General features: G+C 40.3%; 25 protein-coding genes. 10 read left to right on the top strand and 15 right to left on the bottom strand.

Going from position 1 to position 23,876, the window contains the following annotated elements:
• Positions 1 to 2,402 precede the first annotated feature (2,402 nt).
• From P2W82_RS24290 to P2W82_RS24230, 15 genes are all read right to left on the bottom strand, one after another.
• Complete coding sequence (locus tag P2W82_RS24290; RefSeq protein ID WP_336518563.1) at positions 2,403 to 2,759, bottom strand: DUF5615 family PIN-like protein; 357 nt, start codon at positions 2,757 to 2,759, stop codon at positions 2,403 to 2,405.
• Positions 2,760 to 2,990, bottom strand: coding sequence for a DUF433 domain-containing protein (locus P2W82_RS24865; RefSeq protein WP_419555734.1), 231 nt, complete (start codon positions 2,988 to 2,990; stop codon positions 2,760 to 2,762). It lies immediately after the preceding gene.
• Positions 2,991 to 3,232: 242 nt separating this feature from the next.
• Positions 3,233 to 3,817 (bottom strand): HEPN domain-containing protein, encoded by a 585-nt coding sequence (locus P2W82_RS24285; protein WP_336518562.1) that lies wholly within the window; start codon positions 3,815 to 3,817, stop codon positions 3,233 to 3,235.
• Positions 3,818 to 4,620: 803 nt separating this feature from the next.
• The gene (locus P2W82_RS24280) at positions 4,621 to 5,013 is read right to left on the bottom strand and encodes a hypothetical protein (protein ID WP_336518561.1); all 393 of its coding nucleotides are present in this window, start codon (positions 5,011 to 5,013) and stop codon (positions 4,621 to 4,623) included.
• 337 nt (positions 5,014 to 5,350) lie between these two features.
• Positions 5,351 to 5,722 carry a type II toxin-antitoxin system death-on-curing family toxin gene (locus P2W82_RS24275; RefSeq protein ID WP_336518560.1) on the bottom strand — a complete coding sequence of 124 codons (372 nt, stop codon included), beginning with the start codon at positions 5,720 to 5,722 and terminating at the stop codon, positions 5,351 to 5,353.
• A complete protein-coding gene (locus P2W82_RS24270; protein WP_336518559.1) occupies positions 5,719 to 6,051 on the bottom strand; it encodes a hypothetical protein in 333 nt (110 codons plus the stop codon). Before P2W82_RS24270 ends, P2W82_RS24275 begins: the two co-directional genes overlap by 4 nt.
• Positions 6,052 to 6,933: 882 nt before the next feature.
• Entirely contained in the window at positions 6,934 to 7,200 is a 267-nt protein-coding gene (locus P2W82_RS24265) for a hypothetical protein (protein WP_336518558.1), read from the bottom strand.
• Positions 7,201 to 7,395: 195 nt separating this feature from the next.
• The gene (locus P2W82_RS24260; RefSeq protein WP_336518557.1) at positions 7,396 to 7,695 is read right to left on the bottom strand and encodes a HigA family addiction module antitoxin; all 300 of its coding nucleotides are present in this window, start codon (positions 7,693 to 7,695) and stop codon (positions 7,396 to 7,398) included.
• A gap of 10 nt (positions 7,696 to 7,705) precedes the next feature.
• The gene (locus P2W82_RS24860) at positions 7,706 to 7,987 is read right to left on the bottom strand and encodes a type II toxin-antitoxin system RelE/ParE family toxin (RefSeq protein ID WP_419555733.1); all 282 of its coding nucleotides are present in this window, start codon (positions 7,985 to 7,987) and stop codon (positions 7,706 to 7,708) included.
• 272 nt (positions 7,988 to 8,259) lie between these two features.
• A complete protein-coding gene (locus P2W82_RS24255) occupies positions 8,260 to 8,856 on the bottom strand; it encodes a hypothetical protein (RefSeq protein WP_336518556.1) in 597 nt (198 codons plus the stop codon).
• Between the two features lie 848 nt (positions 8,857 to 9,704).
• On the bottom strand, positions 9,705 to 10,166 hold the full coding sequence (locus P2W82_RS24250) for a PH domain-containing protein (protein WP_336518555.1): 462 nt from the start codon (positions 10,164 to 10,166) through the stop codon (positions 9,705 to 9,707).
• A 796-nt stretch (positions 10,167 to 10,962) separates the two neighbouring features.
• Entirely contained in the window at positions 10,963 to 11,418 is a 456-nt protein-coding gene (locus tag P2W82_RS24245) for an RDD family protein (protein ID WP_336518554.1), read from the bottom strand.
• A 220-nt stretch (positions 11,419 to 11,638) separates the two neighbouring features.
• Positions 11,639 to 12,043, bottom strand: a complete 405-nt coding sequence (locus P2W82_RS24240) for a hypothetical protein (RefSeq protein ID WP_336518553.1) — start codon at positions 12,041 to 12,043, stop codon at positions 11,639 to 11,641.
• A gap of 281 nt (positions 12,044 to 12,324) precedes the next feature.
• Positions 12,325 to 13,482 carry a tyrosine-type recombinase/integrase gene (locus tag P2W82_RS24235; protein ID WP_336518552.1) on the bottom strand — a complete coding sequence of 386 codons (1,158 nt, stop codon included), beginning with the start codon at positions 13,480 to 13,482 and terminating at the stop codon, positions 12,325 to 12,327.
• A gap of 1 nt (position 13,483) precedes the next feature.
• Entirely contained in the window at positions 13,484 to 13,837 is a 354-nt protein-coding gene (locus P2W82_RS24230) for a hypothetical protein (protein ID WP_336518551.1), read from the bottom strand.
• Positions 13,838 to 14,254: 417 nt separating this feature from the next.
• Between P2W82_RS24230 and P2W82_RS24225 the strand changes: the two genes are divergently transcribed.
• The 10 genes from P2W82_RS24225 to P2W82_RS24180 all read left to right on the top strand — a co-directional run bounded on the left by P2W82_RS24225 (position 14,255) and on the right by P2W82_RS24180 (position 23,836).
• Positions 14,255 to 14,785 carry an SRPBCC family protein gene (locus P2W82_RS24225; RefSeq protein WP_336518550.1) on the top strand — a complete coding sequence of 177 codons (531 nt, stop codon included), beginning with the start codon at positions 14,255 to 14,257 and terminating at the stop codon, positions 14,783 to 14,785.
• Entirely contained in the window at positions 14,782 to 15,357 is a 576-nt protein-coding gene (locus tag P2W82_RS24220; RefSeq protein WP_336518549.1) for a VOC family protein, read from the top strand. Before P2W82_RS24225 ends, P2W82_RS24220 begins: the two co-directional genes overlap by 4 nt.
• A gap of 539 nt (positions 15,358 to 15,896) precedes the next feature.
• Positions 15,897 to 16,688, top strand: a complete 792-nt coding sequence (locus P2W82_RS24215) for a hypothetical protein (protein ID WP_336518548.1) — start codon at positions 15,897 to 15,899, stop codon at positions 16,686 to 16,688.
• 130 nt (positions 16,689 to 16,818) lie between these two features.
• Positions 16,819 to 17,271, top strand: coding sequence for a cupin domain-containing protein (locus P2W82_RS24210; protein ID WP_336518547.1), 453 nt, complete (start codon positions 16,819 to 16,821; stop codon positions 17,269 to 17,271).
• Positions 17,272 to 17,850: 579 nt separating this feature from the next.
• The gene (locus P2W82_RS24205; RefSeq protein ID WP_336518546.1) at positions 17,851 to 18,888 is read left to right on the top strand and encodes a sialidase family protein; all 1,038 of its coding nucleotides are present in this window, start codon (positions 17,851 to 17,853) and stop codon (positions 18,886 to 18,888) included.
• Between the two features lie 116 nt (positions 18,889 to 19,004).
• Complete coding sequence (locus P2W82_RS24200) at positions 19,005 to 19,631, top strand: FISUMP domain-containing protein (protein ID WP_336518545.1); 627 nt, start codon at positions 19,005 to 19,007, stop codon at positions 19,629 to 19,631.
• A gap of 188 nt (positions 19,632 to 19,819) precedes the next feature.
• The gene (locus P2W82_RS24195) at positions 19,820 to 21,643 is read left to right on the top strand and encodes a serine hydrolase (RefSeq protein ID WP_336518544.1); all 1,824 of its coding nucleotides are present in this window, start codon (positions 19,820 to 19,822) and stop codon (positions 21,641 to 21,643) included.
• Between the two features lie 158 nt (positions 21,644 to 21,801).
• The gene (locus tag P2W82_RS24190; RefSeq protein WP_336518543.1) at positions 21,802 to 22,353 is read left to right on the top strand and encodes a dihydrofolate reductase family protein; all 552 of its coding nucleotides are present in this window, start codon (positions 21,802 to 21,804) and stop codon (positions 22,351 to 22,353) included.
• A 21-nt stretch (positions 22,354 to 22,374) separates the two neighbouring features.
• A complete protein-coding gene (locus P2W82_RS24185; protein ID WP_336518542.1) occupies positions 22,375 to 23,127 on the top strand; it encodes a DUF4262 domain-containing protein in 753 nt (250 codons plus the stop codon).
• Between the two features lie 172 nt (positions 23,128 to 23,299).
• Positions 23,300 to 23,836: a GNAT family N-acetyltransferase gene (locus P2W82_RS24180; protein WP_336518541.1), complete on the top strand. Its 537-nt coding sequence runs from the start codon at positions 23,300 to 23,302 to the stop codon at positions 23,834 to 23,836.
• Positions 23,837 to 23,876: the final 40 nt, after the last annotated feature.

The following is a 23,876-nucleotide window of genomic DNA, read 5'->3' as shown; positions in this document are numbered from 1 at the left end:
ACAAAGTACTAACTTAAATTTGAAAAGCCAAGGCCGATGATTCTGTCGCTGATTAGAATTACTACTGTCGATGATATATTCTGTCGCCCGTATTGCGCACAGGCCGATGTTGCGCGCTACAGAAGGTCTTTGCTATTGAGCAACCTTTTCAAAATCTCAGAGGATAAAACAGAAGTTGTTCTTGAAGTCAATCTATGACGTCGCTCTTTCGGTCGCTCCTGATGTTGTGTTGTTGTCGCTCTATGCCGTCGATCTTTCTGGCAATCCAGAGGCCGATATAGGAAGTCGTTCTTGATGTTGTGCTGCTGTCGATCTATTACGTCAATCTCCAGGTCGATCTTGCTGTCGCTCTAGCTTGTAGAAAACGTCGCGGGGAAAGTATTCAGAAATCTGAAACGAAAAGTTGAAAGAAAACTGATTTGAATTTGATGCAGCCTCTGTAGCGCGCAACGCCCACGGCCTTGCGCAGTACGGGAATTCCGTGTTAATGTCGTCCGGCCGGCCGTGTACAATGATACGAACTTGAATTTGAATTCGCAAAGGCCGCGATTCTGTCGATCAATAGAATTACTGTCGCCGATGACATATTCTGTCGCCCGTATTGTGCACAGGCCGATGTTGTGCGCTACAGAAGTGTTTGCAATCGCGCAACCTTTTCAAAAACTGAGTGGATAAAACAGAAGTCGCTCTGGAAGTCATTCGAAGATGTCGCTCTTTCGGTCGCTCTTGAGGTTGTGCTGTTGTCGATCTATGCCGTCGATCTTTCTGGCAATCCAGATGTCGATATGTGAAGGCATTCTAGTTGTTGTGTTGCTGTCGATCTATGACGTCAATCTTCAGGCCGATCTTGCTGTCGCTCTAGCTTGTAGTAAACGTCGCGGAGAAAGTACTCAGAAATCTGAAACGAAAAGTTGAAAAAAACTGATTTGAACTTGATGCAACCTCTGTAGCGCACAACGCCCACGGCCTTGTGCAGTACGGGTCTCCGTGTTAATGTCGCCCGGTCGGCCGTGTACAATAGTACTAACTTAATTCTGAAAAGACAAGGCCGATGATTCTGTCGCCGATTAGAATTAATACTGTCGATGGCATATTCTGTCGCCCGTATTGCGCACAGGCCGATGTTGTACGGGGCAAATAGGTTCTGTCATTTAGGAAAGTCTCTGTCAACCAATTATTTCAAAATAATGTCCCGTTAAATAAAGATAATTGTCGATGCACAAAGCATTTTGTCAGGCGTTCTGAAGATTATAGAAATTAACCAACTCGAAACCACGTCGCGAAACTTTGATTGTGAAGCACGTCGTATTGTCGAGATGCAACTTGCGGAGAGTGAAATATTTGCTCCAATGTTCTTTCTGCACTTACTCGGGAACTTTATGAAATTGAAAAGCGTTGTATAGTCGAAGTGCTTTTGAGGAAAGGAAAATATTTGCACCAATGTCCTTTTTGAATTTTCTCGGGAACTTTTTCAATCGCAATTGTGCTACCTTTTCGAAAGACTAACTGCACCGAAGGGAAACTTAGATTCTGTGTACGCTTAGCAATTGTAACGTTTTTCTGAACTCTCGCCTTCACATACAAGCTTGTCGATTTTTCAAAGGAAACTATAAAGTGAGACAAAAATTTCAACCGCGAAGACTTTCAATTTTCGATACAGCTTTTCAACTTTCTTTCCGTCGTAAAATGATTGTTGATAAATTGCCCCGTACAACGCCCACGGCCTTGCGCAGTACGGGCCTCTGTGTTAATGTCGCTCGCCCGGCCGTGTACAATGATACGAACTTGAATTTGAAATCACAAGGCCGGTCATTTTGTAGATGATTAGAATTACTGTCGTTGAAGACTTATTCTGTCGCCCGTATTGCGCACAGGCCGATGTTGTGCGCTACAGAAGGTCTTGCAATTGCGCAACCTTTTCAAATTCTGAGAGCATAAAACAGAAGTCGTTCTGGAAGTCAATCTATGCCATCGCTCTTTCGGTCGCTCTTGATGTTGTGCTGTTGTCGCTCTATTCTGTCGATCTTTCTGCTAGTCCAGATGTCGATATATCAAGTCGCTCTAGTGGTTGTGCTGCTGTCGATCTATGAGGTCAATCTCCAGGTCGATCTTGATGTCGCTCTGTCTGGTAGTAAACGTCGCGGAGAAAGTATTCAAAAATCTGAAATGAAAAATTGAAAAAAATGGTTTGAATTTGATGCAACCTCTGTAGCGCACAACGCCCACGGCCTTGCGCAGTACGGGTCTCCGTGTTAATGTCGCTTGGTCGGCCGTGTACAATAATACTGATTTGAATTTGAAAAAGCAAAGGCCGTCATTCTGTCGCCGATTAGAGTTACTGCTGTCGATGGCTTATTCTGTCGCCCGTATTGCGCACAGGCCGATGTTGTGTGCTGTGCGGGTTATTTAGGATAGAATCTTTGTCTGATGCTGTTCTGATCTACTACCGTAAATGCATTATCCATTTCAATTTTCTCATCAGTCAACAAATCATATAACAGCTTTCCGACAAATTGTGGATCAGTTCCTTTATATCGGAAGTAAATTACTGAGGGCGGACTTTCCACTGCATAACGAAAAATGAGTTCGCCATAATCCCTGTCAAATGTCAGGATAATTAAATTGTCCTTTTTTGCAATTCCGATGACTTCTTCATCTGATGCACCCTGATTTGTTTCTTGAATACTCTTGACTGAATAACCTTTGTCTCGTAGAAAAAAAATACTCGGTCGCGGAAAATTTTCGTTGGCCAGAAACATCTATGCAGATATTGGGAAATATAATTCTTGTTGTAAACAATCTTTCAAATACGCAAATACAGCTCGCATTGAGTTTTCTGAAAGTGAAGGATAAGCTTCTAAGATCTGTTTTTCATTCCATCCAGATTCCAACAATTCTAATATCAATTCCACAGAAAGCCGTGTACCCTTAATTGTCGGTTTACCAAGGAGAATTTGCTTGTCCGATACTATGTAATCCTGCCATTTCATTCAGCAAATATAGTCATTTTGGAGCCTCTCGCAGCACAGCACACAACGCCCACGGCCTTGCGCAGTACGGGAATTTCATGTTCCGTCTGCTGGGACGTCAGCTGAGTAAAGATATATTGTCGATGTTATATTCCAAAGCCGATCCGTGTTCCTGTCGCCGGAACTGCAGCTCATCCGTGTTAATGTCGATCAGGATATGTTCGTCTGCCCGTATTGCGCATAGGCCGATGTTGTGTGCCGTTTTACTGTTTGAATCGAATGAACTCTGCATTCCAGTCACGCAACTTTGACTTTAAAATTGAATTGTCCAGTTGTAACCAATACTTTGTACGTTCAACGGAACTCATAAATAACATTCGGAAAATCCCAGTACGATATTTTACATTGTCTGGAATATTAAGTTTTTCTGCAACGAAAATGTATACTTCATCAACTTCCGAAATAAATTTCGGTGTAAAATGGTATGACGAACCGGGCACTTTAATTTTGTTGTCTGGATATCTTAATAACTCATACGCCTCTGTTAATTTTTGTGCCATACTAAAGAACCTCTGGCAATCAACATTCGCAACCGATCCAAAATGAATAATCAACTGTTCAATATTGTGAATGCCAAACTGCTTTTTACTTCTAACATTTATATTTTTATCGATAAGTAGGATTGCGGATTTTAAAACTTTTTCTATCGCTTGCTCTCCAAGAATATATCCCTGTCCGATTAGTCCATTTAAAAAACAACACCTGGAAGCTACATAATCGTCGGCTGAAGTTGAGTTTAATAAAAGTGCATTTCTATTTTCTCTTCCAAATTCTACGTCTATTGTCATTTTGCTTGCAGGTGGGAAATTAAAGGTAAAATGGCACACAACGCCCACGGCCTTGCGCAGTACGGGTCTCCGTGTTAATGTCGCCTGGTCGGCCGGCTACAATGATACGAACTTGAATTTGAAAAAGCAAAGGCCGCAATTCTGTCGCTCAATAGAATTACTGTCGCCGATGACATATTCTATCGCCCGTATTGCGCACAGGCCGATGTTGCGCGCTACAGAAGGTCTTTGCAATTGTGCAACCTTTCTAAAATCTGAGAGAATAAAACAGTAGTCGTTCTTGAAGTCATTCTTTGATGTCGCTCTTTCTGTCGCTCTTGAGGTTGTGCTGTTGTCGTTCTTTGCTGTCGATCTTTCTGCAATCCAGATGTCGATATAGGATGTCGTTCTCGTTGTTGTGTTGCTGTCGATCTATTAAGTCAATCTCCAGGTCGATCTTGCTGTCGCTCTAGCTTGTAGTAAACGTCGACGAGAAAGTATTCAGAAATCTGAAATGAAAAGCTGAAAAAAAATGGTTTGAATTTGATGCAGCCTCTGTAGCGCGCAACGCCCACGGCCTTGCGCAGTACGGGAATTTCATGTTCCGTCTGCCGGGACCGTCAGCCGAGTAAAGATATATTGTCGATATTATATTCCAAAGTCGATCAAAGTTCCTGTCGCCCGGAACTGAAGCTCATCTGTGTTAATGTCGATCAGGATATATTCGTCTGCCCGTATTGCGCCAGGCCGATGTTGTGCGCAAATAGTAGGGCTACCCGGGCAAAACTTAATATCATAAATAATTGCTCAAATTCGCTGTGTCTTTAATTATCAATTAGTTTCTCTATACCACTCGGAAGTGAATCTGACACCTTAAATTTCAGCTCCTCGCGTTCAAAAGTAAATGATGTAATCTTTTTTAGGCCTAGAGGGTGCAAAAACCTAAATCGAAAAAAGGGACTTTTTAAAGATGCTGTATCATAACATGTCTTGTCTAGATAAATCAGGAAAGTATCTTCAACTGAACCATCTGGCAAAGTCGTCGTTTTCGCAGTGGAATTATCGATTTCTTTGAGAATCTGTTGATAACAAGTAGAAATGACGGAACTCATTTGAGTTAGATCGTATTCTCCGAATGTCGCAGGCATGTCAGCCTGAAAGTGCACAATTGCTTTTAAGGCTTTAATATCATTTGACTTTATATTATCGATCGCCAATTTCATCAATTTTTTCTCACGATTAGGTTCGCAACCGGTTATTAATATAGATGTCAAAACCAATACAAGAATAGATCTGAAATTTATTTTGATCATCATTCTGCTCTGTGATGGAAGACTCTAGTTAAATTTGCGCACAACGCCCACGGCCTTGCGCAGTACGGGAATTCATGTTCCGTCTGCCTGGACTGTCAGCTGAGTAAAGTTATGTTGTCGATGTTATATTCCAAAGCCGATCCGTGTTCCTGTCGCCTGGAACTGAAGCTCATCCGTGTTCATGTCGATGAGGATATATTCGTCAGCCCGTATTGCGCCAGGCCGATGTTGTGTGCCATTTTTAGAAAACTGTCCGACGCAACCACTTAACTATTTCGTCAAACTTTGCCACACCAGATGCGACATTGATGATAAGTTCATACTTATTATCTTCGGAATCATGAATGTCTTTGCCATTTATTAGAAGAAACACTCTAAGTACAACGTATGCTGTCCTTTTGTTACCGTCTACAAATGGATGGTTAATTAATATGCTCTCAAGCAAAGATGCACCTTTCGTAATTACATCCGGATACAAATCAATTCCATCGAAAGTTTGAAATGGTCTCGAAAGCGCTGACTCCAATGCTTGTCTGTCTCTGATGCCTTGGGACCCGCCGAATTTTGAAATTAATACTTGATGGATTTGTTCAACGTCCTGGACAGAAATCATTTGGCAAGTTTTGCGAGTAATGATTTGTCTTCAGAAAGGATCTTGTTTAAAATGCCAACGTTCAGAAATTCGTTGTTTTTACTATCAATGTCTTTTAGGTAAGACAAAAGCTCTGCGAGAGTCTTGTCGGATAAGTTATCCAACACACGATTAATCTCCGCTTTAATTTCTTCTTTCGACATAAAAAGCTTTGAAATAAAATTAAGCAAAAAAGCTGAGAGGAAAAAAAATGGCACACAACGCCCACGGCCTTGCGCAGTACGGGTCTCCGTGTTAATGTCGCCTGGTCGGCCGGCTACAATGATACGAACTTGAATTTGAAAAAGCAAAGGCCGCAATTCTGTCGCTCAATAGAATTACTGTCGCCGATGACATATTCTATCGCCCGTATTGCGCACAGGCCGATGTTGCGCGCTACAGAAGGTCTTTGCAATTGTGCAACCTTTCTAAAATCTGAGAGAATAAAACAGTAGTCGTTCTTGAAGTCATTCTTTGATGTCGCTCTTTCTGTCGCTCTTGAGGTTGTGCTGTTGTCGTTCTTTGCTGTCGATCTTTCTGCAATCCAGATGTCGATATAGGATGTCGTTCTCGTTGTTGTGTTGCTGTCGATCTATTAAGTCAATCTCCAGGTCGATCTTGCTGTCGCTCTAGCTTGTAGTAAACGTCGACGAGAAAGTATTCAGAAATCTGAAATGAAAAGCTGAAAAAAAATGGTTTGAATTTGATGCAGCCTCTGTAGCGCGCAACGCCCACGGCCTTGCGCAGTACGGGAATTTCATGTTCCGTCTGCCCGGACGTCAGCCGAGTAAAGATATATAGCTGAAGTTACATTCCAAAGCCGATCCGTGTTCCTGTCGCCCGAACTGCAGCTCATCCGTGTTAATGTGGATCAGGATTTATTCGTCAGCCTGTATTGCGCACAGGCCGATGTTGTACGCATTCAGTAAGCATCTAATGTCAAAGAATAAACCTAAAAATCAAATAGTTCATCCCGACTAATATCACGCTCAAAAAAACAAACAGATCAAAACGAAATGTATTTTCAAAATCTCTGTTCCATATCTTCTTCGACCAAATAGAAATGATATTCGGAAACAACAACCAATAAAGCGATTTTCGGAAATTTTTAAGGTTTTTAAAGCAGAGTACTCCTGAAGTTACTACGAGTATTAAACTTATTACAATAAACCAATTTTGCTTAGTCATACTGATCACCAATTACAATTTGGAAACCACAAGCCTTGCCAGATAGCTACTCCCATATTTGGAATGACATGATCCTGGTCAAGAATTCGTGTGTCGACATTTTCAATAATTTCAGCTTTGTCAATTTCTGTGTCAAATGATGGCCAACCTAATTTGAAAAGTTGTTGCTTAGTTAATTCTCGCGCGTGCTTTTCAGAAAAAGCTGTGACACCAAAATTCTTTGGGCCATATCGATTCTCAGGGAAAACAACTATCCAATATCTTTTTAACATTACAGGTTGATTGCAGAATGCGTACAACGCCCACGGCCTTGCGCAGTTCGGGAATTTCATGTTCCGTCTGCCCGGCCGGCCGTGTACAATAGTACTTACTTAAATTTGAAAAGCAAAGGCCGGTGATTCTGTCGCTCAATAGAATTACTATCGATGAGGATTTATTCTTCAGCCCGTATTGCGCACAGGCCGATGTTATGCGGCGTTAATCTTCATAGGCACTATAGATTCAAGTGCCTTACGTTTCGAAGTCATCTCTTCTTCAATGTCAAAGTCGTCCTGAAGACCTAGCCAGAATTTCGCTGAGTTCCCAAAATACTTGCTCAGTCGTAGTGCAGTGTCTGCGGTAATTCTTCTGCGACCTTTCAAGATTTCGGAAAGTCTCGTCTGAGGAATATCGATTTCCTTGGCAAGTCTGTAAGCAGTAATCTCCAATGGAAGCAAAAACTCTTCCATCAGTACTTCACCAGGATGTATATTTTTTAACGGTCGCATTTGAGTCGCTTTAATGATAGTCTACAATTTCTACCTCGTTAGCATTGTTTGAAGTCCATTTAAAAATGATCCGCCACTGGTCATTAATTCTGATACTATAAAAACCTTTCAAATCTCCCGAAAGTTTTTCCAGTCTGTTAGATGGCGGGACTTTCAGGTCGATCAGATTTGTCGAGTTATTCAGCATTCTCTGTTTCCGTCGGCCGACTTCTTGAATTTCATTTGGAATTCGTTTAACTCTTTGTCCTAACCAAATTTTCTCTGTGTCCGAATTACCAAACGAAATGATCATTTTGTCAAAAGTTCAACAATACTAACGTTAAAAGTAAGTATTTTAAATTAAACAGCAAACTTGCTATCAGGAAGGATTAATGCCGCATAACGCTCCACGGCCTTGCGCAGTACGGGTCTCCGTGTTAATGTCGCCCGGTCGGCCGTGTACAATAATACAGATTTGAATTTGAAAAGACAAGGCCGGTGATTCTGTCGTCGATTAGAATTACTGTCGATCAGGATATATTCGTCAGCCCGTATTGCGCATAGGCCGATGTTAGCTGCAATACTTTATGATCCTTTTACCGAATTATTTTCGGCAAACTCAATGTCATTCTGATTTCTACTCTTAAGCTTATCAATCCAATAAACAAGACCAATGGCAATTAGGTTAATATGAACATAGGTTTTCTCATTCTTATCATCTATTCTCAAACTAAACTTTGAGTACCCAAATCCCAAGTCCAACTCCGTTGAATTAGTGATATCAAAGTTTATCGATAGATACACTCCCGCTATGTATGAAAAGGATAGGCTTAATATCGAAAAGCTAAGAATCTGAAAATACTGATTCAGACTTGAAAATTTTAAAGCGTCGGATCGGCCATTAATGCATGCAAAACCTGCAAATACAGAAAAAATAAAAAAACTCAACATTATCACATAGAATATTATTTCCAATCCATTAAAGCTGAAGTTTACGAAAAATGCAAACAGGATCTTCACTATCCCAATTAAACCACCCGCAATCTGATATATACCTAAGCTAAAAATATCTGATTTTACTTTTTCTTTATAGTATCCAGCCATTTGTAATGAAGGTTTCAAAGTATTGCAGCTAACGCCCACGGCCTTGCGCAGTACGGGAATTTCATGTTCCTTCTGCATGGACCGTCAGCTGAGTAAAGTTATGTCGTCGATGTTATATTCCAAAGCCGATCTGTGTTCCTGTCGCCCGAACCACAGCTCATCAGTGTTAATGTCGATCAGGATTTATTCGTCAGCCCGTATTGCGCAAGGACGATGTTGTGTGCGGCCCTGCATGCTCCACGACATTGTTTTGAGCTAATATTCTACTCGCATAACGCAAAGTCTCAGAATTTGTTAATCAAAATCTACTACCTAAGAGCGTGATCCATTTTCTGGAAAACTCAATATAGAGCTAGTAAAAACTTCATATAAACGTCACTGGATATATCTTGTTAAGGTCTTTCAATAACACTGTGAGCAATCATAATTACAAGCATAATGATATTACTCAAATGAATATAGTTGCAAAGACGTTTTAACTTAGTGTATTCCGGATCTACATGTTTTTTATAAAACCAAAAAAGCTGAAATGATGACGCTTGACCTGAATACACCAAAGGATTATTATTTCTATTTGCAATATAAATGTGGAGTTGCATTTTCGCAATGAATCCGATAGCCCACAATATTTTTACTACAATTATCAAACTCTACTGGTTTTGAAAATCTATATATCTAATTAAGTTTTTACTATAGAAAATGTTCTTCTTCTGTTCGAAAAACAGGAATGTTCCCATTGGCCGCACACAACGCCCACGGCCTTGCGCAGTACGGGTCTCCGTGTTAATGTCGCCCGGCCGGCCGTGCGACAAAGTACTAACTTAAATCTGAAAAGACAAGGCCGGTGATTGTGTCGCCGATTAGAATTACTGCTGTCGATGATATATTCTGTCGCCCGTATTGCGCACAGGCCGATGTTAGCGGCGTTAGGGAAAAGTAGGCAAGAAGCATGATTTCCGATTAATTTTTGTACCGAAAAATCGCCAAGCTGCGGTTCTTGAATAAGTGATACTTGACATTGTCACATCATCATATCTACCAATAATTTTCCACTTAACAATAATCGTACATAGAATTCTCAATGCCTCGTATTCTTGCACTTCTAAAATGTCGTCGATGCTAAATGATTTAGAAATGTTACCCTTTGATATAAATATTTGATTGGAAGAAATAGTTACGACGGTATCTCTTTCATATTTAAGATGATTAAAGTATAGATAGGTATGAGGGATAAAGACTACACCCCAAAACAGAAACAACAAATAGTTACCAAAATCTATAGGTCCTGATGTCAAGCCAAAAACCAATAAGAAAAACAATGCTGTTCCATGAAGTATCCATACACTAAGAATTCTTTCTGACCCAAATCTAAATTCTTCATTTTCCATTTTAATGAAATTATCAGACGCCGCTAACGCCCACGGCCTTGCGCAGTACGGGTCTCCGTGTTAATGTCGCCCGGTCGGCCGTGTACAATAGTACTAACTTAAATCTGAAAAGACAAGGCCGATGATTCTGTCGCTGATTAGAATTACTACTGTCGATGACTTATTCTGTCGCCCGTATTGCGCACAGGCCGATGTTGTGCGCTGCTGTTGAGGCCTGGCAAATTGTAAAACAGTTTCTTTCCGAATTAAAATAATGTCGGTCTTCAATATAGGCAACATACAGATGTCGTTCTAAAAAGTAATTCTAGTCGGTAGGCTATGAGGTCATTCTATGCTACAGTCTATATTGCAGGAAACTTTTTAGTTTCGTACGCTTTTTCAATTCATATCATCGGAAATTGAATCAGCGAACCAGAGTCGCGCGCCGCGGTGCATATTCTGTCGATCAATGGTGTCTCTGCCAATCGCATACGGAAGTCATTCTAGAAGTCAGTCCAGAAGTCATTCTATAATGCAGTCTACACTGTGAGAAACGTCGGAGCAGGAAAAGTTTCGAGTGATTAAATGTCTGTCTAAAAATGATTTCTGTCGCGATTTTGATAGCCGCGCACAACGCCCACGGCCTTGCGCAGTACGGGGCTCCAAGTTAATGTCGTCCGGCCGGCCGTGTACAATTTTACTGATTTTATTCTGAAGCTGCAAGGCCGGTGATTCTGTCGCCGATTAGAATTACTGTCGATCAGGATTTATTCTGTCGCCCGTATTGCGCTAGGCCGATGTTGCCTGCAGTTTTGTGTCAAGAGCTTGAGGTATGTTTTTCAACATACTGTTCTGGATCCTTCGTATCAACAACAATTGTCTTCGCCCACATGTCTCCAATCCTTTGATGTTTGTCTGAATTTTTAATTGCAATTATAGCAGGAATTCCGTAAAATAATATTTCTATTGGGTCTAGCAAACGCCGCTTTAACGCTTGAACTAACTCAATATCTCTCCTGTCAACAGTCATCACTTTTAAAAATAACCCTTGATGAGCAAGTGTCGCACCAAACCAGGATTCAACAACAACGAAATAAAGAAACCATGTAAGTGGAATTGGTAAAACCATAAGTCCGCTCACTGTTTTCCCACCTTCACTATTGTCTTGCCCAAAAAACATGATATACGCATATACAGGAATCAAATAAATGGCATAGTCTACCAAAGTTGCGAAAATGCGCTTTTTCAAGTTTGTCTTGTATTTTAATGTCATAGTTGAAGCTGAAGTAGCTGTCATACAAAATTGCAGGCAACGTGGACGGCTTCACGCAGTACGGATATTTCATGTTCCGTCTGCCCGGCGGCCGTGTACAAAGTACTAACTTAAAATTAAAAAGCCAAGGCCGGGATTCTGTCGCTGGGTCAGAACTATTGTCGCCGATGGCATATTCTGTCGCCCGTATTGCGTGAAGCTGATGTTGTGTGCGATACAATTAGTTTGAAGGCTTCAATACAGTACCCATACTCAAGCCATTTTCTGCCCCATTTATACCCTCTCCTGGAGAGACTATCAGCTCATCATCGGTCAGTGAGGGAATGTGCAAGACTGTTTTTTTAAGTTTCAGCAAAACAATTTTTTGGTCAGGCTTAAACACCCATGTTCCTTTCTCTGATTTACCATTTGAGGTAACGCGCTTGAAGGTTCCATCATTTTGAAATTCGTAAATCACAGTTTCATTCATATTAGACAATCGTTGTCCACCCATTATAATTGCCTTAAACTCCCATTTTCTACAGAGTGCATTGTTGACGCTGTCACTAGACATTGAAATCTGTGCAGTCAAGGAAGTGGTCAAAAAACAAACGAGCGCAAATACCGATACTTTCTTAATATGCATTTTCGATTTTTTTGGAGTGGCCTGTATTGCACACAACGCATAAATATACGCAACCGCAACCATACCGTCAACTGTACAACTTCAACAGTTTCACCCGGTTTCAGGCCTTCTCTATTTTTGTAGAAACTGAGTCTATCTACTGATTCTACTTTTATAGCGCGGAGGTAAGTATGTACGCAGCCACTTGCAGTACCCGGCAAACCTTTACACATGAATGTAAACCGAAAGTGTTGAATTTTTAAACTGGCAGTATCTCTGATTATGAAATGCATCGCTCTTCCTTAGCTTTCAGGAAACTCAAGGTCATCGAGAGGACTACGAATGTTGCCCATCTTTTTTATACTCACATGTGTATACCGAACGGTAGTCTTTATATTGTTGTGCCCGAGCAATTCCTGGATAAAGCGAATATCGGTCCCCGACTCCAGCAGATGCGTAGCATAACTATGTCGCAATGTGTGTATACCACCCTTCATATCAATTCCTGCCTGCTTTTTGGCCTGCTGAAAAATCTCCTGAATACTACGAATGCTGTACTGCTCCCCCGCCTTGCTTTCAAACAAATATTTCACCGGCTTATATTCAAGAAAATACTCACGCAATAATTTGAGCAGTACCGGAGACAACATAACTACCCGATCTTTTTTCCCTTTTGCCCTTTCAATAAAAACAGTCATGCGTTTAGAGTCAATGTCCGATATTTTCAACTTTACTATTTCACTTACCCGTAAACCACAGGCATAAGAAGTGGTAAGAATCGTACGATATTTCAGATTATCGATTTTACCCAGCATCTTTCCGATATTTTCCTTTGCATGAACCCTTGGAAGTTGCAAAGGCTTTACTGGCCTCGGAATAAAATAAACCACACGGGGCTGATGAATCACTTTTTCAAAATAAAACTTGATCGCATTGACCGCCATATGCACCCTTGCTTCACCGTATTTTTTTTGCTCCACCAGCCAAAGCAAATACGCCCTTATCTGATCCTCCTTCAATTCTCCCACCGGCATCATCTTCAACAAACCCAACAAAAAAGCAAATTCAATCCGGTAATTGCGAACGGTGTTCACACTATACCCTCTTAACTGAAGCTCGTTTAAAAATTTTTCAAATTCAGAAAGATTCAGAATCGAAACATTCTGGCATAACCGAAAAATCGATAATGAATGCAGGCCCATTCTTTTTAACCGCAACTGCATTTTCAGAAACTCCATATCGAATTTCCATATCCCCTGCGTTTTCTCAAGCAGTATAAATATTGCGCTTTTTTCAAAGGGTAAATGCCAGTTCCCTGTAGCGGTATCCCAGCGCGCATCTTCAATTCTTTTTATGATTGAAATTAACTTCGGTTCAATTGTCAGAACCAGGATCCGGTGGGTATTCCCGATCCAATGCAACCTGAGTTGAATGTTATCGCTTTCTGAGTTCACCTCCATGTTACCGCTGACGTTCCTCCCATAATTTCAATCCAGCAGGGTCATTCACCATCTTTATTTCCATCCAGCCACCATCAAAGCCATCGGGCGTTTTCTTTTCTGTATTTTGGATGGCACCGTTTTGCGTTGTTATCTTACGAATCGCATCATCATTGATATGATAATGCTTTTCCATGCGGCTTAGGAATTGTTTATACAACTGCCGATCCCAGGAAATCAACCAACACTTCCATGTTTTTGACCACACCGCCTTCTGTAACCGAATCAGGTGGTTAAATAATTTTTCATCAGGCCCATACACTCCTACCCATACCAACTGGCGATGCTCGATCCTTTTCACTACGATTTCTTTCATCCTTTAAATTACGAATGTACAGGCCCGTATACAAGTGATGCCGACGGTAAACCAAGTGAATATGCTGCCAGAAAAAGGGAAAAATACACGCCGGGTTAAACATAATATGGATAATGCCTGTTTTAGAATCTCTGTTAAATCAAACTATCCTATATAACCCTCCCCCTGGCACAACAAGGTCTGATAATGCGAAGAGATCTGCCACTAACTCCTCGCCAGGTTAAACTCAATCAAGATTCGAAATAGTCAACATGATTTTTTAAACGCTCACCCGGGCAAAAAAGCATTCCCTGAAAATAAACTTTGCGAAACCGAAATGTTGCGCATATATTTGCAACCAATCGGTTTCGTTATTAAGAATTGTAGGGAACGTAGTAAACGTGATCATTCAGATGCAATAATGATAAATAATGTAAGGTGAACAGTGATTTATTATTCAATTTTAAAGTCGACAAAACAACCAACACCGTATTTGTTGATAAGGAATTTGATGCTGAACTTTCACTGGTGTGGGATGCTTTTACAAGAAAAGAAATCTTAGATCAATGGTGGGCCCCAAAGCCGTTGATCTCGAAAACAAAATACATGGACTTCAGCGTCGGAGGGCGAAGATTTTATGCAACGGTAAATCCGGAAGGAGTAGAAATCGGATGGCAGATATTTACATATACGTCCATCACACCCAAATCAAATTTTAAATGCCTGGGTTTCTTCACAGATGAAAACGAAAGGCCAATTTTGCCAGGCACCACCTGGGACCACATTTTTACTGAACAAAATTTCAATGGGAATGCGGTTACAAGAAAAATTACCAAAGTCAGTATCTCCATATACTTTGAATCTCTTAACGACCTTGATAAGATGATAGAAATGGGTTTCAAAGAAGGGTTCACAGTAACATTGAATGAACTGGGATTATTATTGAAACAATCAGATAATAGAAAATGAAAAAGAATACAATTAACCTGTGTAATGCAACAATGATTGCGTTATTGATATTGACAACATCCTGTTCAAACAATAAAAATTCCAATACAATGGCTGATACAAATCAAAAAATTACTCCCAGTTTATGGGTAGAGAAAGATGCTAAAGCTGTAGCAGATTACTATTTATCTATTTTTAAAGATGGCAAACTGAAAGATTATCGAAAGTTTGTAAATCCACCGAATGAATTCAGCAGCGATACCACCAGTTTTGAAACAGCAGTTATCGAAATAGCAGGTATGGAGTTTAGTATTCTTGCAGCAGGCCCGTTGTTCAAATTCAATGAAGCAGTGTCATTTGTAGTGAATTGCAAGGACCAGGCAGAAGTGGATTATTATTGGGATGCACTTACTGCCAATGGTGGCGAGGAAGGTTCCTGCGGCTGGTGCAAAGACAAATACGGCTTATCCTGGCAGGTTGTACCCACTGAATACTTTGACCTGATTCATAGTACAGACCCTGCTGTAAGAGAAAAAGCGATGATCAATACCTTTAAGCAAAAGAAGTTAATCATAGAAGATTTGAAAAAATAGAGCATCAGAAGTAAAGCAGTAAGGGATGAAATAGTGATCGTAAATAAATAACACTTTCCATTACAAGTTTAGTAGAAGCAGTATTGAGGTAATAATTCTGTTCCGAAAACATTCGGAATATTAACATCCGTATTTGTCCCGATTCCCTTCCCCCCGGCAACACCAGGACTGTTCATGCCGATTTCAATTAATTTAACTGGCTGGTTGATGGAACAAATGATAATTTGAAAAAGAATGCCCCCTTTTTTACCAATCACACGATCAATTTACTACCACACGGATTGTCAGAGCCAGCGCTCTTGAGTTATTAGGAGAGACCATGTTTCAAATTGACAGTAATACAGGCAGTAACTTCTCCCATGATTATCGCCAGGCCAACGAATAAGTAACGGTTGATTTTTCTGGTTTCAAACATTTAGGCTACTTTTCAAATTGTGTTCGCAAGGCATATCCGCACAATGGCAATGTGCGGGCGCGGTACTTCACCTCATATGAAGCGCATCAACTAATGCATTTCACCAATCAAAAGCTAACAAAATATGAGAACAATTGTATCAATTTCGGTAATGTTATTTATTATTACTTCCTGTAGTTATGCATCTCCTGTTTATTTTTCATTCCAGGGATTTAAGGGAAAGTATTACATCGATAAATACCAGCCGGTTTATAATGCGCCATCGAGTGGCTCAGATACATTATTTGATCTTCCGGCTGGCACCCATACATTCGGAGTTGATGACCCTTTTGCTAAAGTGGACTTCACCATCGATGCCGGTGGAAAAATCAGCAAGGTTTCAAATAATATTGCTGCAACTGCTATCGATACGGTCGTCAACGGTGTTCAATGTAGTAAACTCATATTTCATACATCAAAAATATTCATCGACGCTTCTTCAGCTTCATTTATCTTAAGTGCACACAATAATCCGTACCCTACATACCAGAATGGAAATAAATATTATTATCTGATTAAAGGGTTTAGTTATTATATCGCCAGTGATTTGTCAGCATTAACTATACCTGGCCTGAATTATCCCGGAAACACTATACCTACATTATTTTGGTTTTCAGTAGATGAAAAAGGTAATGTTCAACCAAAGGATAGCACGATAGTAAATCTGCTTGCCGCCAGATATAAAAAAAATAAACTGATATTTAATACCATACCAGTAAAAATAAATTTGAAAGATTATCGTGCAAATGAAATCACAATCAAAGGGCACCCTCCAATAAAAAAGGATTCGAAATTATATTTCATCAGGGGGTTGGGAACATTGCTCGAGTACAAGGTGGATAACGTTGATTTTGATTTTTATTTGATCCCCATGTAAAATAATCAGAAAAGGAATGTTATGTTGCCGGGAATTAACTTAGATGAATTTATTGCTTAAGTGCCAGCTGAGTGACTGGAAGCAGAACATGAGCGTTTCTAATCGAACAATGACAATAAATGGCTCCAATATGGCAAAACTCTTTATTCTTATTGTGATTTTTTGTTTTGTCACATCCTGCAATCAGCAACCGAAGTCAACTACCGGAAAAGAACAAACAACATCCGATGTTACATTGAATCATTCGAATCCTGTGAAAACGGACAGTGCCAGGTTAAATATCGATGGATTTAAAATCTCTCCTGATAATTTCAAACTCCTTTTAGAAAACGAACATGTAAGAGTATTAGAATATACACTGAAACCCGGAGCAAAAGATGAACCTCATACCCATCCTGCAAAATCATCTTATGTAGTTTCGGGTGGTAAAATAAAAGTTTACCTGGAAAACGGAGAGACAATGATCTTTGATGAGAAAGCAGGTACTGCTAATTGGAGCGACTATGTAGGCAAACATCATGTAGAAAATATAGGAAATTCGACCGTGAGAATTATAATAACAGAGATTAAGGCCCTTCAATAAAGAATGCAAACCAGCAGTTTTATTTATCGAAATGGACAAAACAGCACTACAGCCGCTTCGGAAATAGGATTATGTTCTAAGTTGTTGTTTGTTTAGCCAACTTCACTGGCCGGTTTGATCAAACAGTAACGCAGAAGCCAGCAGTCCTATATTCATCACTCCTTTAACAATACATCCTGAAATACTGGCTACTTTAGAAGATCCTGGGGTATGTACATATTATGGGAATGGTCAGTGCGTTTCCGATCTGGCAATATTCGCTTGCATAAATAAAGCAACATAGAAAATTCGTGGATGTCAGCTTGCCGCCATTTTAGCCTGCAACAGACGGCATGGATGAGTAATTTACCGGAAAGTTGAAACCTGATATTTACCGATCGCTTATTCAGGTAATTGTCGCCAACTTATAACGCTTGTCCCCTCTCCTTTTGACTGGTTTTGAAATATCAGGCACCGCATTTACCCAGTATTTACATTGTTTACATTTTTATTTACAGGATGGATACCTATGTTTAAACCACATCGAAGTTATTTTGATGAATCAAATCAGATGTTATGCTTTTCTCTAAATTTAAAAAAATGAAAAAGTTACTGGTGTTTGTCCCCGCAATCCTCCTCGTATTATTTCTATTAAATTCTTTTATGCAAAAAGAAAAGGATGCCACGAAAGTGGTTAGAAATAATTCAGGACTCGAAAATACCGTTTTCAAATCCACAGATGGCGGAAAAACATGGCAGGACATCAGCAAAGGGTTGCCGGAAAATTTACAGAAAGACAGTATCCGGGGAAACAGCTTCTTTGCAAATGATAAAGGTCTGTTTTTCAAGTTTGAAAACGGACTTTATCACAATGCTCCAAATGCCAAAGCTCCTTTCTGGACCAAAGAAACCCTTACTGAAAACGGCAACATTGCACCATCTGTGTCCGGAAAATTTTACTGGGGTATCAATCTGAAAAAAACAGACGGAACGAGTGTATGGTCGCCGGTATTCGAAAATTATCACGAGCCACGGATACGCACTGTTTTTGAAACTGCGGGAGGTGCCATTTTCATCGGCATCGACAGAGGTCTTTATAAATCCACTGACAACGGAAAAACCTGGAAACATGTGCATAATGGCGGCTTGTTCGGGCATCTGGCAGAGTCGAATGGCGTGCTGGTAGCGACTACTATGAGAAAAATCATCAGATCGACCGATAATGGTGAAACCTGGTCCGTAGCTGTAAGTGAGGACAGTGTGAACTGGGATGTAAAACCAATCAAAGGTGGATTCGTTGCTATCTCTTCTGGTTCAGAGTCGGGACCGAGGAGGTTAAGTGCATCCTACGATGCGGGTAAAACCTGGACTGCCATTGAGTCCAAAATGGAGAACAAAGTTTTTGTTGATTCAATGATGCGGACCTGGAATGACCGACCTCGGGTGCAAGCCTTCGCGACTTCCATTTACCAGGTGGGTGAAAACTTCTTTTGTACACATCCTGAGGGCATTTTCAAATCATCAGACAAAGGAGTAACATGGACATTATTACTTCCTTCTGTACAGGGTAAGGGCTTTAATTTTCTTATGTCAGGCAACACGATCTATGCTGTCGTACCCGGCAAGGGTGGATGCTGAAAACTCAAATTAATTATTGCTCCCTTGTTCTTCGCTTGCTGTATCTACCATTTAACAAAATCAGCAAGTAACATAGCGGGAACCCGAAGAGTTGATGTATACTAACCGAACCAAATATGAGAAAACTGTATATCGTTTCCCTACTTGCAATTTTGTTTTTTATACAGGCTGTAAATGCCCAACCCATTGGCACCTTCACCGACCTGCGGGATGGCCAAACGTATAAAACGATCAGCTTCAAAAATACTTTGACCGGCGCCACGGTTACCTGGATGGCCCAAAACCTGAGCTACCAGGAGCAATGGAGCTACGCTTATGATGACCAAGAGAGCAATCGAAAAGAGCTGGGCCTGCTTTACACCGGGGAAGCAGCGAAAAAAGCCTGTCCCGAAGGTTGGCATCTGGCAACGGATGGCGAATGGTCTGCGCTGGTGAAAACATTCGGTGGAATGGACAAGGCCGGCGAAACCCTGAAAAGCGTCAAAGGTTGGGTCGAAGACGGTAACGGTACTAACATCAGCGGATTTAACGCTCTTCCTGGAGGTATTCGCAGAAATAATCTTTATGAGGTGATTGGTGTTATGGGTTTCTGGTGGACGTCCACATCCACGGGTCATGAGGGTAAAGCCTGGGGATGGAACTTCAGTTATGGTGGCCCCGGACAGAAACCACTTCAAACAAAAGCTTTCCGTTTCAATGGCCCTGTTTCTCACGCAAAATCTGTTCGTTGCGTACAGGATTGATTGATTTGACTGCGTGATTTACCCGGGGAATGCAGCGACTTATATCCGGAGTATAAAGTAAAAACTTTTGAGGACTTTAAAAGTGCATCGGGTAAGAAATAATATATCACCGACAATCGGACAAATCTCAACCATTAGCGATAAACCAAAAACAATATTCTCACAATCTGATTTTCAAAATATCAATAATGAAAAAAACGGTCATTCTTTTAACATTACTGCTACTCATAGTTGTTATATCCACTGAAACTGTAGCGCAACTAACGACTCAAAAAATTGATTCAATTGTAGAATATGCACTGACAAAGTTTAAAGTTGCCGGCGCAGGTATAGCCATTGTTAAAGATGGGAAAGTTATTCATCAAAAAGGGTATGGACTGAGTTCAGTTGTTACAAAAGAAAAGGTAAATGAATACACCAATTTTCAGATTGCATCGAATACCAAAGCATTTACAACGGCTGCACTGTCCATTTTAGTGGATGAAGAAAAATTGAAATGGACTGATAAAGTAAAGGACCACCTGCCGGAATTCAAAATGTATAATGACTATGTAACAGAGAACTTCAATATACAGGATCTCTTAACACATCGCAGCGGCCTCGGATTGGGTGCTGGCGATCTGATGTTTTTTCCTGACGGTTCCGATTTTACCATGAAGGATGTGTTGACCAGCTTTCAATACTTTAAACCCGCATCTGCTTTTCGTACAAAGTATGATTATGACAATTTACTCTATATCGTAGCCGGAGAAGTTATTGCCAGGGTCAGTGGTATGAGTTATGAAGAATTTGTGCAGAAGCGAATCATCAAGCCACTACAAATGAAAAATACATTTGTTGGCACCCTTCTGAAAAACAAAAGTAACCTGGCAACGCCGCATTCAGCAGCATCCGGATCTATAAAAACAATTGAAGCGCAAAGTCCGGGAATCGGAAGCGCTGCAGGTGGAATATTCTCGAATGTGGCGGATATGTCAAAATGGATGCTTCTTCAATTAAACAGGGGAAAGTACGGTACTGATTTAAAAACCTCATTATATTCTTCGAACAACCACAATGAAATGTGGCGCTTACATACTGTTTTGGAAACCAATCGGGACCCGAGGTACAATTCCCATTTCAGCGGTTATGGTTTAGGGTGGTTTTTGACCGATGTAAAAGGGAATTTAAAAGTTTCGCATACCGGCGGTTTACCTGGAATGGTATCCGAAGTGACTATGTATCCCGATTTAAATCTTGGAATCGTCATACTAACGAATTCCGATGAGGGTGGTGCATTTTTTTCGGCTGTATCAGGTACTATTGCTGACAGTTATTTGGGCCTGGACGATTTTGGCTGGACAGATAAAATTGCAGGATGGATGCAGTATCAACAGAACATGAGTGATGTAGTAACAAAAAAGGTTTGGGAAAAAGTTGAGTCAGCAAAAAATGTAAAAGTAAAAAACGAAGATTTTACCGGAAAGTATGAAGACCCCTGGTTTGGAAAAATTGAGGTGTTTGAAAAAGAAAATAAATTATGGTTCAGATCCTATCGCTCTCCGAAATTGAATGGGCCGATGGCTTTTTATAATGCCAATACATTTGCCATAAAATGGGAATACCAGGCGATGAATGCCGATGCACTGGCCATCTTTTCATTGGATGAAAAAGGCAAAGCTCAATCCATTAAAATGAAAGGCATTTCACCAAATATCGATTTCAGTTTCGACTTCCAGGATCTGGACCTGAAAAGGAATGATGATTTCAAAGCTTACGAAGGATTTTATAAGTTTCAATTTGAACCAGGAAAAGACGTTTATCTGAAGATCATCACCCGGGATGGCCATCTGGTTGTGTTTGAAACATGGAACGGATCGGAAATAACTTTCGAGCAGCAATCCGAACTGGAATTTTTTAATGAAAGAAGAAATTACCCGCTCAGATTTACTAAATCCAAAGAAGGTGCCATTACCCAGGTTCTTGTACGCAATAAGGATTTATGGAAGAAGGCCGATGATTATAAGCCATAAACGTTCAACATCGAACGTTGAACGTTGAGCGTTTAAAGTTATCTTTAGTCAACAACGGGAAGAAGTTTCAGTTGAAGCCTTTCAGGTTTTCTGAATAGATGATAATCTGAACCTATGGCATCGTTCATCGCCAGAAAAACGGACTGATAACTATAACCATGAAAAAAATAATTGCAGCCATCAATATGACACTCGACGGGTATTGTGACCATACCTCAGGAGTGCCAGATGAAGAATTACATCAACATTACGCTGACTTGTTAAGAAATGCTGGAACTGTTTTATATGGCAGGATAACCTACCAGCTGATGGAATATTGGCGAACGGTGCTGGAAAACCCTACCGGCAATATAGCAATGGACGACTTTGCTGTGGCAATAGATAATACACCAAAGCTTGTATTCTCTCACACACTGGAAAAAGTAGATTGGAAATCCGCGAAACTGGCAAGCCGGGATCTTGAAGAAGAAGTACTGGAGCTCAAAAACCAATCCGGTAAAGATGTTTATGTATGCAGCCCAGGTTTGATCGTTGAATTGACTAAACTAAATTTAATAGACGAGTATCAGCTTTGTATTCATCCTTTAATTGCAGGAAGTGGTTTGCCCTTATTTAAAAACATCCATGAACATATATTACTTAAACACGTAAAGACCAAAATCTTTGGCGGTGGGGCGATCATTCTTTATTATGAGCCGGCAAAAGAATGAACAGCCCATCTGAATGAAAAAATGTATAACAAAAAAGAACATAATTGCATTAGCAGAGATAGACTTCTTACTAAGACCAAAGAAAACATTACTAAGTACGGACTTCAGGTAATAATGGTCAGCGGATCCGACTATTCACCTGCTTTTGCATATAGTATAGGACTTTTTGAAACTTATAACCATCCCGAAATAATTTGCTTTGGATTACCAGAAAAACTGGGACACGTAATAATCAACGATGTTGCTGATTTAATAAAGAACGGCGAAGTCATAAAGACATATGTCAACTATGACAACATTTTCAAGAGCAGCAGATCAGAATTTTTGCCAGTGGATGCACGAAATATTGGCGATTATTTTGGAGCAGCACTGAACTATTACGGAGAAAGGAAATTTCCCGCGGTACAACTTATCTGGACTGACAGGAATGATATCTTTCCATGGGAAAAAAATTTCGAAGAAAAATTTCGTTACGATCAACCGTTACTTGACAGAAACACGGATTTTAAATTCAGAGAAGAAAAAAATCTGGGAGTTTTTACGACCAGGCAATGGCTTGATCTTCATAAGCCAATTTTGCGGGTTGTTCACAACACCGACGGAGACTGGCAATTTCTGACCGGTGACGAGATGCAGAAAGATATCAGGCTTGTCGCTTTAGAGGAAATGGTTATCAGAGACAAAACGCTAAATGAAGCTTTCGATCTAGACTATGGCTATTCGATGGAAAGAGAATATATCGGTGGTGAGTGGACTAAAATAAAAGATGAATAGAATTACTACCAATGCCGATCACTGGCCCGACAATTTTACATTTCGCACCTGAAATGTATTAAATGACTGTACTATTCGAAGGTTGGCTTCTCTTATATTCCTACCATCTGCAAGAAATTATGCTATCCGTCAACCATAACATAATACAATATTGATGCAGTATCTTTTATAAATGACCAGTAGAAATTTTACATGCTTTCCGGTTTTGATAACTGAACGATTAACGCTCCGCCAATTATCTATTGATGATCACCAGGATATTTTTGCTTTGCGGTCAGACAATGAAATCAATAAATACCTGGACAGGCGCGTCGCCAGGACACCGGAAGATGCTATTGACTTTATCAATAAGATCAATGATAACTTAAGGGAAAACGTCTCCGTTTATTGGGCAATAACCTTGACAGAGACAAGAACTTTTGCCGGTACAATTTGCCTGTATGATTTTTCAACCGGACATAATAGTTGCGAAATCGGGTATGAACTATTGCCGGATTTTCAAGGCAGGGGAATCATGAAAGAGGCAGCAGAAAAAGTTATTGAATATGCGTTTCAGACATTAAGGTTTCAGAAAATCATTGCAATTACTCATAGGGACAATCAACGTTCTGCCAGGCTACTGAGGAAATTGATTTTCATAAGTTCAAAAGAAACATTCGAGGGAAACCCTGACTTTTATATTTTCACGCTGACAGAGTCAACTCAATAGACTTTGAAGCAGGGAATCTGTATTACATAACAACGTACAA

The organism is Pollutibacter soli, from assembly GCA_029269725.1.
Lineage (GTDB): Bacteria > Bacteroidota > Bacteroidia > Chitinophagales > Chitinophagaceae > Pollutibacter > Pollutibacter soli.
The sequence above is the reverse complement of the archived record's forward strand: the minus strand, read 5'-3'. Positions and strand labels throughout refer to the sequence as shown.

Bases quoted from the DNA above. Each gene is read 5' to 3' on its own strand.
- P2W82_RS24290 (WP_336518563.1), bottom strand. From the start codon at position 2,759: ATGTTTCTGGCCAACGAAAATTTTCCGCGACCGAGTATTTTTTTTCTA.
- P2W82_RS24865 (WP_419555734.1), bottom strand. From the start codon at position 2,990: ATGAAATGGCAGGATTACATAGTATCGGACAAGCAAATTCTCCTTGGT.
- P2W82_RS24285 (WP_336518562.1), bottom strand. From the start codon at position 3,817: ATGACAATAGACGTAGAATTTGGAAGAGAAAATAGAAATGCACTTTTA.
- P2W82_RS24275 (WP_336518560.1), bottom strand. From the start codon at position 5,722: ATGATTTCTGTCCAGGACGTTGAACAAATCCATCAAGTATTAATTTCA.
- P2W82_RS24265 (WP_336518558.1), bottom strand. From the start codon at position 7,200: ATGTTAAAAAGATATTGGATAGTTGTTTTCCCTGAGAATCGATATGGC.
- P2W82_RS24260 (WP_336518557.1), bottom strand. From the start codon at position 7,695: ATGCGACCGTTAAAAAATATACATCCTGGTGAAGTACTGATGGAAGAG.
- P2W82_RS24860 (WP_419555733.1), bottom strand. From the start codon at position 7,987: ATGATCATTTCGTTTGGTAATTCGGACACAGAGAAAATTTGGTTAGGA.
- P2W82_RS24255 (WP_336518556.1), bottom strand. From the start codon at position 8,856: ATGCAGAAGGAACATGAAATTCCCGTACTGCGCAAGGCCGTGGGCGTT.
- P2W82_RS24250 (WP_336518555.1), bottom strand. From the start codon at position 10,166: ATGGAAAATGAAGAATTTAGATTTGGGTCAGAAAGAATTCTTAGTGTA.
- P2W82_RS24245 (WP_336518554.1), bottom strand. From the start codon at position 11,418: ATGACATTAAAATACAAGACAAACTTGAAAAAGCGCATTTTCGCAACT.
- P2W82_RS24240 (WP_336518553.1), bottom strand. From the start codon at position 12,043: ATGCATATTAAGAAAGTATCGGTATTTGCGCTCGTTTGTTTTTTGACC.
- P2W82_RS24235 (WP_336518552.1), bottom strand. From the start codon at position 13,482: ATGGAGGTGAACTCAGAAAGCGATAACATTCAACTCAGGTTGCATTGG.
- P2W82_RS24230 (WP_336518551.1), bottom strand. From the start codon at position 13,837: ATGAAAGAAATCGTAGTGAAAAGGATCGAGCATCGCCAGTTGGTATGG.
- P2W82_RS24220 (WP_336518549.1), top strand. From the start codon at position 14,782: ATGAAAAAGAATACAATTAACCTGTGTAATGCAACAATGATTGCGTTA.
- P2W82_RS24215 (WP_336518548.1), top strand. From the start codon at position 15,897: ATGAGAACAATTGTATCAATTTCGGTAATGTTATTTATTATTACTTCC.
- P2W82_RS24210 (WP_336518547.1), top strand. From the start codon at position 16,819: ATGGCAAAACTCTTTATTCTTATTGTGATTTTTTGTTTTGTCACATCC.
- P2W82_RS24205 (WP_336518546.1), top strand. From the start codon at position 17,851: ATGAAAAAGTTACTGGTGTTTGTCCCCGCAATCCTCCTCGTATTATTT.
- P2W82_RS24200 (WP_336518545.1), top strand. From the start codon at position 19,005: ATGAGAAAACTGTATATCGTTTCCCTACTTGCAATTTTGTTTTTTATA.
- P2W82_RS24195 (WP_336518544.1), top strand. From the start codon at position 19,820: ATGAAAAAAACGGTCATTCTTTTAACATTACTGCTACTCATAGTTGTT.
- P2W82_RS24190 (WP_336518543.1), top strand. From the start codon at position 21,802: ATGAAAAAAATAATTGCAGCCATCAATATGACACTCGACGGGTATTGT.
- P2W82_RS24185 (WP_336518542.1), top strand. From the start codon at position 22,375: ATGTATAACAAAAAAGAACATAATTGCATTAGCAGAGATAGACTTCTT.
- P2W82_RS24180 (WP_336518541.1), top strand. From the start codon at position 23,300: ATGACCAGTAGAAATTTTACATGCTTTCCGGTTTTGATAACTGAACGA.